This is a genomic window from Pseudomonas sp. WS 5051 (assembly GCF_012985715.1).
Classification (GTDB): domain Bacteria; phylum Pseudomonadota; class Gammaproteobacteria; order Pseudomonadales; family Pseudomonadaceae; genus Aquipseudomonas; species Aquipseudomonas bubulae.
This window is the reverse complement of record NZ_JAAQWV010000018.1, coordinates 20,140-33,432: the sequence shown is the minus strand read 5'-3', so window position 1 is coordinate 33,432 and position 13,293 is coordinate 20,140. Positions and strand designations below refer to the sequence as shown.

Annotated in this window: 12 protein-coding genes; 10 read left to right on the top strand and 2 right to left on the bottom strand. The window is 60.1% G+C overall.

All coding sequences use genetic code 11. From position 1 onward, the window contains the following. Nucleotides 1-16: 16 nt before the first annotated feature. Nucleotides 17-532, bottom strand: a complete 516-nt coding sequence (locus tag HBN79_RS20920) for a DUF2062 domain-containing protein (protein ID WP_095003143.1) — start codon at nt 530-532, stop codon at nt 17-19. A gap of 145 nt (nt 533-677) precedes the next feature. On the opposite strand from HBN79_RS20920, the gene HBN79_RS20915 reads away from it, so the two are divergent. The 8 genes from HBN79_RS20915 to HBN79_RS20880 are packed head-to-tail and all read left to right on the top strand — an operon-like array spanning nt 678 to nt 7,612. After that, a complete protein-coding gene (locus HBN79_RS20915; RefSeq protein ID WP_240882451.1) occupies nt 678-2,882 on the top strand; it encodes a DNA internalization-related competence protein ComEC/Rec2 in 2,205 nt (734 codons plus the stop codon). A 48-nt stretch (nt 2,883-2,930) separates the two neighbouring features. Continuing rightward, nucleotides 2,931-3,566, top strand: a complete 636-nt coding sequence (locus tag HBN79_RS20910; protein ID WP_095003171.1) for a MotA/TolQ/ExbB proton channel family protein — start codon at nt 2,931-2,933, stop codon at nt 3,564-3,566. Next, nucleotides 3,563-3,991: a biopolymer transporter ExbD gene (locus HBN79_RS20905; RefSeq protein WP_095003145.1), complete on the top strand. Its 429-nt coding sequence runs from the start codon at nt 3,563-3,565 to the stop codon at nt 3,989-3,991. Before HBN79_RS20910 ends, HBN79_RS20905 begins: the two co-directional genes overlap by 4 nt. Beyond that, nucleotides 3,991-5,001 carry a tetraacyldisaccharide 4'-kinase gene (lpxK, locus tag HBN79_RS20900; protein ID WP_095019637.1) on the top strand — a complete coding sequence of 337 codons (1,011 nt, stop codon included), beginning with the start codon at nt 3,991-3,993 and terminating at the stop codon, nt 4,999-5,001. Before HBN79_RS20905 ends, lpxK begins: the two co-directional genes overlap by 1 nt. 21 nt (nt 5,002-5,022) lie before the next feature. Beyond that, a complete protein-coding gene (locus HBN79_RS20895) occupies nt 5,023-5,208 on the top strand; it encodes a Trm112 family protein (protein WP_086796064.1) in 186 nt (61 codons plus the stop codon). After that, a complete protein-coding gene (gene kdsB, locus HBN79_RS20890) occupies nt 5,205-5,969 on the top strand; it encodes a 3-deoxy-manno-octulosonate cytidylyltransferase (RefSeq protein WP_095019638.1) in 765 nt (254 codons plus the stop codon). The genes HBN79_RS20895 and kdsB overlap by 4 nt, the downstream gene beginning before the upstream one ends. Continuing rightward, a complete protein-coding gene (gene murB, locus HBN79_RS20885) occupies nt 5,966-6,985 on the top strand; it encodes a UDP-N-acetylmuramate dehydrogenase (RefSeq protein WP_095003148.1) in 1,020 nt (339 codons plus the stop codon). The genes kdsB and murB overlap by 4 nt, the downstream gene beginning before the upstream one ends. A gap of 15 nt (nt 6,986-7,000) precedes the next feature. Further along, entirely contained in the window at nt 7,001-7,612 is a 612-nt protein-coding gene (locus HBN79_RS20880; protein ID WP_169917138.1) for a hypothetical protein, read from the top strand. Between the two features lie 69 nt (nt 7,613-7,681). On the opposite strand, the gene rne is transcribed toward HBN79_RS20880, so the two are convergent. Further along, nucleotides 7,682-10,945: a ribonuclease E gene (gene rne / locus HBN79_RS20875; protein ID WP_169917137.1), complete on the bottom strand. Its 3,264-nt coding sequence runs from the start codon at nt 10,943-10,945 to the stop codon at nt 7,682-7,684. Nucleotides 10,946-11,665: 720 nt separating this feature from the next. Here rne and rluC point away from each other — a divergent pair. Both rluC and HBN79_RS20865 read left to right on the top strand, forming a co-directional pair. Continuing rightward, the gene (gene rluC / locus HBN79_RS20870; protein WP_095003150.1) at nt 11,666-12,628 is read left to right on the top strand and encodes a 23S rRNA pseudouridine(955/2504/2580) synthase RluC; all 963 of its coding nucleotides are present in this window, start codon (nt 11,666-11,668) and stop codon (nt 12,626-12,628) included. Then, nucleotides 12,615-13,280: an HAD-IA family hydrolase gene (locus HBN79_RS20865; RefSeq protein WP_095003151.1), complete on the top strand. Its 666-nt coding sequence runs from the start codon at nt 12,615-12,617 to the stop codon at nt 13,278-13,280. The genes rluC and HBN79_RS20865 overlap by 14 nt, the downstream gene beginning before the upstream one ends. Nucleotides 13,281-13,293: the final 13 nt, after the last annotated feature.

The following is a 13,293-nucleotide window of genomic DNA, read 5'->3' as shown; positions in this document are numbered from 1 at the left end:
CTGTTCGGGGCCTTTTTTATGGGTGCCTGTTTTTGCGGGCTTTCCATTTATGGCTGACCCACCAGCGCCAATAGAGCATGGTCAGACAATAGGCCAATGCGCCGAGCACCACGCCGCAGACCACCGAGCCCAGCAAGAATGGCTGCCACACAGTAGAGAGCTGGCCGCTGATCCATTCCCAGGTCAGTTCGTCGGGCAGGGTGCGCGCCGGCACGTTCATCAGCCAGGCGCCCAGCTGGTAGGTGCAATAGAACACCGGGGGCATGGTGATGGGGTTGGTCAGCCATACCAGGCCCACGGAGATCGGCATATTGCTGCGAACCCTTATTGCCAGAAAGGCCGCCAGAAGCATCTGGAACGGCATGGGTATAAAGGCCGCGAAAATGCCCACCGCCATTGCCCGGGCCACGGAGTGACGGTTGAGGTGCCAGAGGTTGGGATCATGGAGCAAGGTGCCCAAAAATCGTAAGGACTTGTGTTCCCTGATCAGGGCCGGATCTGGCATGAAACGTTTGATCAAACGCCGTGGCATGGGCCTCTCCCTAGGTCAAGGGGGCAGTATGCCCAAATTCGACAGGATGCCTATTTAGACTTTGTGACAATTTCTTAAGCGCGGCCCCGGGATTCCAGCTAATCCGAGTCAAAGGGATAAGTTGAGTATAGGCATGTACACAGGGATGTTTGCGCTGGCAGCGGGCCTGATCACGCTGCGGTTTTTACCTGGTTTACCGTCTGCCGGGTGGTTGCTGCTGATGGCGACGGCGGGGGTGTTGCTATTGGCCTGCAGGGGCTGGCCGGTGGGGCTTTATGTGCTTGGGCTGTGCTGGGCCTGCTTTCAGGGGCAAAGGGCACTGGATAACCGTCTGGCTGACTCATTCGACGGGCGTACGCTCTGGGTCGAGGGGCGTGTGATCGGCTTGCCGCAGCAGTCTGGAACATCCGTCCGCTTTGAATTGCAGGGGGCAAAGTCGCGCCACGGTGCTTTACCCGCGACTATCAGGCTGAGCTGGTATGGCGGCCCTGCGGTGAACAGCGGCGAGCGCTGGCGGCTGGCGGTCAAACTCAAGAAACCCAAAGGCTTGCTCAATCCTCAGGGGTTTGATTTTGAGGCCTGGTTACTGGCGCAGCGCATCGGTGCGACCGGTACGGTCAAGCAGGGGCATTTACAGGAGGCTGCCAGTCACGCCTGGCGTGACGGCTTGCGTCAGCGTCTGCTGCGCATTGATGCCCAGGGCCGGGCTTCGTGGTTGGCGGCGCTGGTACTGGGTGATGGATCGGGTCTGAGTCGCGATGACTGGACGTTGTTGCAAGCGACCGGCACGGTGCATCTGCTGGTGATCTCGGGCCAGCATATTGGCCTGTTTGCCGGCTTTATCTATGGATTTATCGCCTTGCTGGCGCGTTATGGGCTGTGGCCACGTCGTTTGCCGTGGTTGCCCTGGGCTTGTGCCCTGGCGTTTATTGGCGCCACGGGTTACGGCGTGCTGGCGGGCTTTGAAGTGCCGGTGCAGCGCGCGTGCATGATGCTCGGACTGGTGCTGGCATGGCGTTTGTGGTTTCGGCAACTGGGCGTGTGGTTGCCTTTTTTGCTGGCGCTCAATGCCGTGCTGATCGTCGAGCCGCTGGCGAGTTTGCGGGCTGGGTTCTGGTTGTCATTCAGCGCCGTGGCGGTGCTTCTCTTTACCTTCAGTGGCCGCTTGGGGGCGTGGGGGTGGCGGGCCATGTGGTTGCGCCCTCACGGCCTGATCGCCCTGGGCTTGTTCCCGATGCTGTGGATACTCGATCTGCCCATCAGCCTGACCGGGCCGCTGGCCAATCTGATAGCCGTCCCCTGGATCAGCCTGGCAGTGCTGCCAACAGCTTTGCTGGGGACCTTGCTGTTGCCTGTGCCCTGGCTGGGGGAAAACCTGCTGTGGCTGTCAGGTGGCCTGATCGATGGGTTGGTCCAGGGCTTGAGCCTTCTGGCCGATGTGTTTACGCCGTGGTTGCCCGTATCCGTGCCGATTTACATTTGGCTGTTGAGTGCGGCCGGAGTGCTGATCCTGTTATTGCCAGCGGGGGTGGTCTTGCGGCCGCTGGGTTGGCCGCTGGTGCTGCTGGCGCTGTTTGCGCCCCGTGAACAGATCCCCCGCGGTCAGGTCGAGGTGCTGCAGCTGGATGTTGGTCAGGGTCTGGCGATTGCCTTGCGTACCCGCAATCACACTCTGCTGTACGACGCAGGCCCCAAGTCAGGGAATCTGGATCAGGGTGAGCGGGTGGTGGTGCCGGTTTTGCGTTCAATGGGGGTGGCCGAGCTGGATTTGATGCTGCTCAGTCACGCCGATTCGGATCATGCCGGTGGGGCGCTGGCGGTGCAGCGGGGCGTCAGCGTGAAACGGGTGATTGGCGGCGATGTGCCGGGGCTGGCGGAGTCGTTGCGGGCGCAACCCTGTGTCAGTGGGGAGACTTGGGAATGGGATGGTGTGAGTTTTTCACTCTGGCAGTGGGCGGGGGCCAGCGACAGTAATCAAAAGTCCTGCGTATTGCAGGTGCAGGCCGGTGATGAGCGGTTGCTGCTGACCGGGGATATCGATGCCAGGGCCGAGCGTGCCTTGCTGCAAAGCCCGCTGGGCGTGCCTACCCGCTGGTTGCAGGCTCCTCATCACGGCAGCAAGACCTCGTCGTCGATGGTGTTTCTCAAGGCGCTGGCGCCTGAAATCGTGCTGATCTCCCGGGGGCATGGCAACAGCTTCGGTCATCCCCATCCACAGGTGATGGCCCGGTATCAGGCGCTGGGGGTGCAGGTACTGGACAGCGCCGAGCAGGGTGCGGTGAAGTTTCGCCTGGGGGCGTCGGGCAAGGCTGAAAGCATGCGCGACCAACGCCGGTTCTGGCGCGATTGACGCTGCCCCTGTGGTAGAGTGGCACACTTTTTCGAGGGGATTGTCACTGTGTGGGAACTGGTCAAATCCGGCGGCTGGATGATGTTGCCGATCATTCTGAGCTCTGTTGCCGCGCTGGGCATTATTGTCGAGCGTCTGTGGACCCTGCGTGCCAGTCGCGTGACCCCGGAGCATCTGCTCGGTCAGGTCTGGGTCTGGATCAAAGACAAGCAAATGGACAAGGAAAAACTCAAGCAATTGCGTGCCGATTCGCCTCTGGGTGAGATTCTTGCCGCGGGCCTGGCCAACTCCCGTCATGGTCGCGAAATCATGAAAGAGTGCATTGAAGAGGCCGCCGCGCGCGTTATTCATGAGCTTGAGCGCTACCTCAATACCCTGGGCACCATTGCCGCAATGGCACCCTTGCTGGGGCTGCTGGGTACGGTGCTGGGCATGATCGATATTTTCAGCTCGTTCATGGGCTCGGGAATGACCTCCAATGCTGCGGTGCTGGCGGGTGGTATTTCCAAGGCGCTGATCACCACGGCCGCAGGCCTGATGGTGGGTATCCCGGCCGTATTCTTCCATCGTTTCCTGCAGCGTCGTGTTGACGACCTGGTGGTTGGCATGGAGCAGGAGGCAATCAAGCTGGTTGAAGTGGTTCAGGGCGACCGTGAAGTCGATATGGTCGGGAGTAAAGCGTGAAATTTCGCCGCAAGCCACGGGAAACAGTTGATATCAACCTCGCGTCATTGATTGACGTGGTGTTTATCCTGTTGCTGTTTTTTGTCGTGACCACCACCTTCACCCGCGAAACCCAGTTGCGCGTCGATCTGCCGGAGGCTGTCAGCGGTTCACCCAGCGATGAGCAGAATGGCAAGCAACTGGATATCGCCATCAGCGCAGACGGGGTTTTCTCGGTGAATAACCAGTTGTTGCCCAAGAATGATCTGGCCAGCCTGATGGAGGCCCTGCAGAAAGAGTCCGGTGGCGATACCCGTTTGCCGCTGTCGATCAGCGCCGATGGCAAAACGCAACATCAGGCGGTCATCACCGCGATGGACGCGGCCGGCAAGCTCGGCTTTAGCCATTTGCGCATGACCACGGTTGAGGCGCAGACGACTCCCTGATGGCCATGTCCGATCGTTTACTGCGTGCCTGGTATGCCGGGCATCCGCTGCTGATCCTGTTGCGACCACTCGAATGCCTCTACCGACGGGTGGTTGAGCGCAAGCGGGCACGTTTTGTCGCCGGTGAGGGCGAGATCTATCGCCCGCCGGTGCCGTTGATCGTGGTGGGGAACATCACGGTCGGCGGCACCGGCAAAACGCCATTAATCCTGTGGCTGATAGAGCACTGTCAGCGCCAGGGACTGCGCGTTGGCGTGGTCAGTCGCGGCTATGGCGCGACCCCGCCGCAACTGCCGTGGCGTGTACGCGCCGAGCAAAGTGCTGTGCAGGCGGGGGATGAACCTTTGCTGATCGTGCAGCGCACCGGTGTGCCCCTGATGATCGATCCCGACCGCAGTCGGGCGATCAAGGCGCTACTGGCCAGCGAGCCGCTGGACCTGATCCTGTCGGATGACGGGTTGCAGCACTACCGTATGGCGCGGGATCTGGAGCTGGTGTTGATCGACAATGCCAGAGGCCTGGGTAATGGCCGTTGCCTGCCTGCCGGGCCGCTGCGCGAACCGGTCGAGCGCCTGCAGAGCGTTGACGCGGTGCTCTATAACGGCGCTGCCAGCGACCCGCAGGGCGGTTTTGCCTTTGCGTTGCAACCCACCGCACTGGTGAATCTGGTGAGTGGGGAGCGCAAGGCGCTGGACTTTTTTCCTGCGCAGCAGGCTCTGCATGCGGTCGCCGGTATCGGCAACCCGCAGCGTTTCTTCACCACCCTTGAAACGCTACACTGGCGGCCAATTGCTCATGCGTTTGCTGATCACGCGCCTTATAGCGCCGAAATATTGAATTTCTCGCCATCATTACCCGTGGTCATGACCGAAAAGGACGCGGTGAAGTGCCGTGACTTCGCGTCATCCGACTGGTGGTATCTGGCTGTTGATGCAGTGCCTTCCGAGGCCTTTGTGTTGTGGTTTGACCAACAATTGCTGCGTCTTTTACCTGATCGTCTTTTACCCTAACTCATCTCAAGGGGAACATTTATGGACACCAAGCTGCTCGATATCCTCGCCTGCCCTGTTTGCAAAGGCCCGCTCAAGCTCAGCGCCGACAAGACCGAGCTGATCAGCAAGGGCGCAGGCCTGGCTTACCCGATCCGTGATGGCATTCCGGTAATGCTCGAAACCGAAGCCCGCACCCTCACTGCCGAAGAGCGTCTGGATAAATGATCCCGGTTTTTACCGTCGTTATCCCGTCGCGCTATGCCTCGACCCGTTTACCGGGCAAGCCGCTGCAAATGATCGCCGGCAAGCCGATGGTCCAGCATGTCTGGGAGCAGGCCTGCAAAAGCAGCGCGCAACGTGTGGTCGTTGCCACTGACGATATGCGTATTGTCGAGGCCTGCAAGGCGTTCGGCGCCGAGGTGCTGCTGACCCGTGCCGACCATGAATCCGGCACTGATCGCCTGGCCGAAGTGGCTACGCAACTGGGTCTGGCCAGCGATGCCATCGTGGTTAACGTGCAGGGCGATGAGCCGATGATCCCGCCACAGGTGATCGATCAGGTTGCGCTCAACCTGGCGGCCCATGGCGAGGCGAGCATGGCGACCCTGGCCGAGCCTATTGATGATGTCGAGACGCTGTTCAATCCCAATGTGGTCAAGGTGGTCAGTGATATCAACGGGCTGGCGCTGACCTTCAGCCGGGCCACGTTGCCCTGGGCGCGGGATGACTTTGCACTGCACCCGGACGCACTGCCAGCAGGCGTGCCTTACCGTCGACATATCGGCATCTACGCCTATCGAGCGGGCTTCCTGCATGACTTCGTCAGCTGGGGGCCTTGCTGGCTCGAAAACACCGAGCGCCTCGAGCAACTGCGGGCGCTGTGGCATGGTGTGCGTATTCACGTGGCCGATGTGCTTGAAGCTCCGCCTGCCGGGGTAGATACCGTGGAAGATCTTGAGCGCGTTCGGCGTTTGCTGGAGTCATGAGTTTGGACATGCAGGTCAATGCGTCGCTCAAGCCCTTCAATAGCTTTGGTGTTGATGTGAAGGCCAGCCTGTTTGCCCAGGCGCACAACGATGATGATGTGCGCCAGGCCTTGCTGTGTGCGGCTGAGCACAAGTTGCCGTTGCTGGTGATTGGCGGCGGCAGCAACCTGCTGTTGACCGGCGATGTGCCAGCGCTGGTTTTGCGCATGGCCAGTCGCGGTATCCGCTTGCTGGAAGATGATGGCGAGCGGGTAGTGGTGGAGGCTGAAGCGGGGGAGGTCTGGCATGCCTTCGTGCTGTGGACCCTTGAGCAGGGCTTGTCGGGCCTGGAAAACCTCAGCCTGATCCCTGGCACCGTGGGTGCCGCGCCGATGCAGAATATCGGCGCCTATGGGGTCGAGATCAAGGATGTATTCGCAGGCCTTACAGCGCTCGACCGGCAAACCGGCGAGTTGCGTGAGTTCAGTCTGGCCGAATGCAACTTTGCCTATCGTGACAGTCTGTTCAAGCAGCAGGCCGGGCGCTGGTTGATTTTGCGTGTGCGCTTTGCCCTGAGCAGGGCCATGCATCTGCATCTGGAGTACGGCCCTGTGCGTCAGCGCCTGGCCGAGCAGGGCATTGAACAGCCGACGGCCTGTGATGTAAGTCGGGCTATCTGCAGTATCCGCAGCGAAAAACTGCCTGACCCAGCGGTGTTGGGCAATGCCGGCAGCTTCTTCAAGAATCCGCTGGTATCGGCAAGCCTGGCGGCGGAATTGAAATTGGCCCACCCCGGCCTGATTGGTTACCCACAAGCCGATGGCCAGGTAAAGCTGGCGGCGGGCTGGCTGATCGAAACTGCAGGCTGGAAGGGCTTTCGTGAGGCGGATGCCGGAGTGCATCGCCTGCAGTCGTTGGTGCTGGTCAACTATGGGTCGGCTACCGGTTTGCAGTTGCTGGCCCTTGCGCAGCGTATTCAGGCAGATATCGAGCAGCGCTTTGCGGTGCAGCTGGAGATGGAGCCCAACCTGTATTAGCGGTCTGGACTATCAATGAAGCACATACCGGCAGGGGCGCTGGCGTTGGCACTGGTGACGTTGACCGGTTGTGTCACTGCTCCGCCCAAAGATCAAAACAATCTGTGCAGTATCTATAGGCAATATCCGGCCTGGTACAAAGACTCGGTAGCGATGCAGGAGCGCTGGGGCACGCCTGTGCATGTTGCGATGGCAATCATGAAGCAGGAAAGCAGCTTCGTTGCCGATGCGCTTCCGCCTCGTGCTTACCTTTTGTGGGTCATCCCGTGGGGCCGGGTCAGCCCGTCCTACGGCTATGCACAGGCTCAGCCTCCGGCATGGCGTGACTTTGAAAACAGCATGGGCAGTTCCGGGTCGCGCGACAATTTCGCTGACGCCATCATGTTTATCGGTTGGTACACCGCGGGTACCCAGCGTCAATTGGGGATCTCCAAGTGGGATACCTATAACCAGTACCTGGCGTATCACGAGGGCAGGGGGGGTTACAGTCGCAATACCTATCGCGCCAAACCCTGGTTGATGCAGGTGGCGCGTAAAGTCGAGCAGCAGTCCAAAACCTATGGTGCACAGCTTGGCCAATGTCGCGGTGAGCTGGAGAGAGGTCGTCGCTCGTTCTGGCCTTTTTGATTTACCTCACAGGCATAAAAAAAGCCCCGCCAGTTCAGAACTGGCGGGGCTTTTTAATGGCCTTTGGAATTAGGCGAGGGGTTTATCCTCGTGTGCCTTTTCCTGGGCTACGCCTTCATGCGCAGTTGCCTGAGCGGCCGCTGCAGCAGCTGCCTCTTCACGCTTGCGACGACGTACTTCACGCGGGTCGTTAGGTGCGCGACCGTTGCTTGGGGCGCTGACAACCGGAGTTGCTGCAACCACTACCTCAACCACTTCAGTTGTCACAACAGTCTCAACGGGGGCCGGCTCTACGGCTACTATCGTTTCGACCGCGGCTTCAACGGTTACCACTTCAGGTGCGGCAACAGGCTCTGCTACGGCTTCAGTAACGGCAGGCTCTGCTACTGGCGCGCGCACAACGCGGGTTTCGCGGGCATGCGGTGCTTTTTCGATAACCGGAGTTTCGACCGCTGGTGCTTCCACCACGGCTTCAACCACTGGCTCTGGAGTCGCTGCAACCGGCTGGGCAACGGCCTGGACTTCAGGCTGTGCTTCTTGAGCTGGTGCAACTTCAACTTCAGGCGCCTTGACGGCTTCGATCGGCGTCACTGCTTCTACTGTTGGCGCTTCTACTACCGGTGCTTCTACTACTGGAGTTTCAACAACAGGCGTTTCAGTGGTCGGTGCCTGGGCAGCGACTGCTTCTACTTTGGTTGCTGCTTCGCCAGCGGTTTCAACAGCTGGGGCCTGGGCCGCAGGTGTTTCGACAGCCACAATTTCCTTGTCAGCTTCAACGACGGCCACGGTTTCAGTCGGGGCCGATTCCTGGGCCACTTCTGTTGCGCGTTCTGCCTGCTGGTGCGCCTGGGCTTCAGCAGGAGCGCTGACGACCTGGCTGGCAACGGTTTCAGTCACGGCCACGACGGCTGCTTCAGAGGTGGTTGCAGGAGCGTTCTGGCTGTTGCCTTCTTCGCTGTTCTCTTCCGAGCCTTCAATCACGTTGCCGTTGGCGTCACGCTGACGCTCGCGGCGGTTGCTGCGACGACGCTGGCCACGGGAGCGACGACGTGGACGATCGCCTTCGGCGTTGTCCTGGGTCTCGTCCTGGGACTGCTCTTCACCGTTCAGCACTTCTTCGTCTTCAGCGGCAGCTACAACCTGCTCTTCGCGTGGCGCACGTTCTTCGCGAGGTGCGCGCGGCTGGCGCTCTTCACGCGGCTGACGGGCTGGGCGCTCTTCAGCTACAGCAGTGGTAGCGGCCACAGCGGCTACGGCTGGTGCTGCATCCAGAGGCTCGCGCAGTTCACGTACGCGCTCTTCGCGTTCGCCACGCGGCTTGCGGTCTTCACGTGGTGCACGCGGCGCACGTTCTTCGCGCGGTGGACGCGGTGCGCGCTCTTCGCGAGGGGCTTGAGCCACAACCGGAGTTTCTTCGCGAGGGCTGCGCTCTTCGCGTGGTTCGCGAGCGGCACGCTCTTCACGTGGAGCACGCTCTTCGCGCGGTTTACGTTCTTCGTCGCGACGACCGTTGCGGTTACGGCTCTGCTGGCGACCGTTGCGACGTTCTTCGTTGCGTGCAGGGCGCTCAGGGGTTGCCGGCTTCTCGACTACGGTCGGTGCTGCAGGCTCTTCCTTGGAGGCGAACAGGCTTACCAGCGACTTGACCAGGCCCTTGAACAGGCTTGGCTCGGCGATGGTGGCCGCCGGTGCAGGAGCAGGTGCGGCAGCAGCAGCGGCTTCGGTCGGAACCGGTGCCGAGGTGCGTGGCGGTGCTGTTTTAACGGCGGCTTCCTGGCGAACCAGGGTGCGGGTGGCAGCAGCCGGTTGAACTTCTTCCACTTCAGCGGCAGCGGCAGCGATTTCATAGCTGGACTGGTTGGTGTGGGCTTCCGGGCTGTCATCACGCAGGCGCTGAACTTCGAAGTGCGGCGTTTCGAGGTGGTCGTTCGGCAGAATGACGATGCGGGCACGGGTACGCAGTTCGATCTTGGTGATCGAGTTGCGTTTTTCGTTGAGCAGGAACGCTGCAACCGGGATTGGCACCTGGGCGCGGACTTCGGCAGTGCGGTCCTTCAGGGCTTCTTCTTCGATCAGGCGCAGGATCGCCAGCGACAGCGATTCAACATCACGGATGATGCCGGTGCCGTTGCAGCGCGGGCAAACGATGCCGCTGCTTTCACCCAGGGATGGGCGCAGACGCTGACGGGACATTTCCAGCAGGCCGAAGCGCGAGATACGACCCACTTGTACGCGGGCGCGGTCGGCTTCCAGGCATTCGCGGACTTTTTCTTCCACGGCGCGCTGGTTTTTGGCCGGGGTCATGTCGATGAAGTCGATGACGATCAGGCCGCCGATGTCGCGCAGGCGCAACTGGCGGGCGATTTCTTCCGCCGCTTCAAGGTTGGTTTGCAGTGCGGTTTCTTCGATATCGCTGCCTTTGGTGGCGCGGGCCGAGTTGATGTCGATGGACACCAGGGCTTCGGTCGGGTCGATAACGATGGAGCCGCCGGAAGGCAGTTCAACGACGCGCTGGAAAGCGGTCTCGATCTGGCTTTCGATCTGGAAACGGTTGAACAGCGGAACGCTGTCTTCGTAGAGTTTGATTTTGCTGGCGTACTGCGGCATCACCTGGCGGATAAAGGTCAGGGCTTCGTCCTGGGCTTCAACGCTGTCGATCAGCACTTCGCCGATGTCCTGGCGCAGGTAGTCGCGGATGGCGCGGATGATCACGTTGCTTTCCTGGTAGATCAGGAAGGGTGCGGCGCGATCCAGCGAGGCTTCTTTGATGGCGGTCCACAGTTGCAGCAGGTAATCGAGGTCCCACTGCATTTCTTCACTGCTGCGGCCAAGGCCGGCAGTGCGAACGATCAGGCCCATGTCGGCAGGAGCGATCAGGCCGTTCAGCGCTTCACGCAGTTCGTTGCGCTCTTCACCTTCGATGCGGCGGGAGATACCGCCTGCACGCGGGTTGTTCGGCATCAGGACCAGGTAGCGGCCGGCGAGGCTGATAAACGTGGTCAGGGCTGCGCCCTTGTTGCCGCGTTCTTCTTTTTCGACCTGCACGATGACTTCCTGGCCTTCGCTCAGGACGTCCTTGATGTTGACGCGGCCTTCAGGGGCTTTCTTGAAGTACTCGCGGGAGATTTCTTTGAGGGGCAGGAAGCCGTGGCGCTCGGAGCCGAAATCGACAAAGGCAGCCTCAAGGCTTGGTTCGATGCGAGTAATACGGCCTTTATAGATGTTGGCTTTCTTCTGCTCGCGAGCACCCGACTCGATGTCCAGGTCGTAGAGGCGTTGGCCATCTACCAGTGCAACGCGCAACTCTTCAGGTTGAGTTGCGTTAATCAGCATTCTTTTCATGTTGTACCGTCGGTTTCCGGGCTACCGGAAACGGCGTTCGGCACACACGACTTCTCATGGTCGGTGTCAGGTGCGTCAGGAGTTGTTGGCCACTCCTGTGTACAGCGAGGTTCGACCCTTGGGGGCGAAGTCGCGACTTACGCTTCCTGCTTGCTGTGGTGCTAATGCACCTCTTAAGCAAAAGTCTGGTCAGGAGGAGGAATCAACCGGCGGCTGTGGACGAGATGAAGCGTCTTGATAAAGCCTATTGCTACACAGTCCGGCGGTTGTGCATCTCCACCCTACACGTATCCCTGATAATTCGGGTGCTGCCGCGCGCAGAATCCGCAGCGGGTTGGCATTTACCGTGTTCTCCAAAGGGGAGTTCACGCATCATGGCTAATAAAGGCGTTGTTTCCGAAGCATTCGCTCGAAATTCCCGAGGCTGACTGCACTTTGTGAACTGGCCGTGAATATCGGCGTAAAAGGCGAGTTTGCACTCTGCTTTCCAGGCTCGCTTCAGGCCTCATGTCACCTGCGCTTGTTACAACTCCAGGTCTTGCGTATCCAGCAAAAGCCCCGTAGGACGGCCTCGCGTCCTGATCAAGAGCGTTGGTCAGGGCCGGTTGTTCACCGTTAATCCTCTGTCCAGGCCGCTTTTGGCGGCGTTCGCGACTATAGCAGCAATGATTAAGTGCTTCAATTCCATAAAAAATTGTTATCATTCACGGCATGACGACGACTACCCCCCCGACCCCCAGCGTCCAGCTGCTTGAGGTCTCGCCGGAATATGCCGGCCAACGCATCGACAACTTCCTTCTTGCTCGGCTCAAGGGTGTTCCCAAGACCTTGATTTACCGCATTTTGCGTAAAGGCGAAGTGCGTGTGAACAAGGGCCGGATCAAGCCCGAGTACAAGCTGCAGGCCGGCGATATCGTGCGCGTGCCGCCGGTTCGCGTGCCTGAGCGCGACGAGCCGGTGCCTGTGGCCCAGGGTTTGTTGCTGCGCCTTGAAGCGGCCATTGTCTATGAAGACAAGGCCCTGATTATATTGAACAAGCCAGCAGGCATCGCCGTGCACGGCGGCAGCGGCCTGACCTTTGGCGTGATTGAAGCCTTTCGTCAGATGCGCCCGGACGTCAAGGAGCTGGAGCTGGTGCATCGCCTGGACCGTGACACGTCCGGCCTGCTGATGATCGCCAAAAAGCGCAGCATGTTGCGTCATTTGCACGAGGCCCTGCGCGGCGACGGTATCGACAAGCGTTATATGGCTCTGGTGCGTGGCAACTGGGCGGCGTCCATCAAGCAGGTGCGTGCGCCGCTGATGAAGAGCAACTTGCGTTCGGGTGAGCGCATGGTTGAAGTCAACGAAGACGAAGGCAAAGAGTCGGTCACTGTGTTCAAGGTGCTGCGCCGCTTTGGTGATTTTGCAACCATGGTCGAAGCGCGACCGATTACCGGGCGTACTCACCAGATCCGTGTGCATACCCTGCATGCCGGGCATTGCATTGCTGGCGACAGCAAGTACGGTGATGAGGGGTTCTCCAAGGAAATCCGCGACCTGGGCGGCAAGCGCCTGTTTCTGCATGCCTACATGCTGACCGTGCCGATGCCCGATGGGACTGAAATGAAATTCCAGGCCCCGGTCGATGAAATGTGGGCCAAAACCGTGGAGCGTCTGAGTGCCCCTTACTGAGTACAAGCTGCTCATTTTTGACTGGGATGGCACGCTGGCTGATTCCATTGGTCGGATTGTCACGGCGATGCAGGGTGCGGCGCAACGTGCGGGGCGTCCGGTACGTGATGCGCAGGCGGTCAAGGGGATTATCGGTCTGGGGTTGCCTGAGGCGATCCTGACCCTTTACCCCGACATGCCCCCGGAGCAGGTGATTGCCTTCCGCCAGCACTATGCCGATATTTATATCGCCATGGATGCCGAGCCTTCGCCGTTGTTTGCGGGAGTCCGGGAATCGCTGGAAGCATTCCGTGCCCAGGGCTATCGTCTGGCGGTGGCCACGGGCAAGGCCCGTCGTGGCCTTGATCGTGTGCTCAAGGCCCACGGCTGGGAGGATTTCTTCGATATCACCCGTGCTGCAGACGAGACCGCCAGCAAGCCTGATCCGTTGATGCTCAATCAGATCCTGGCTCATTGCGATGTGTGTCCGCAGCAGGCGTTGATGGTGGGTGATGCGTCCTTTGATTTGCTGATGGCGCGCAATGCGGGTATCGACTCGGTTGCGGTAGGCTATGGTGCTCAATCGATGGAGCGCTTGCTGACGTTCGAGCCCCGGTTGGCAATTGACAGTTTTCCCGAGTTGCGTGCCTGGCTTGATCGCCAGGCTAATTAAGATCTTTGCTGGG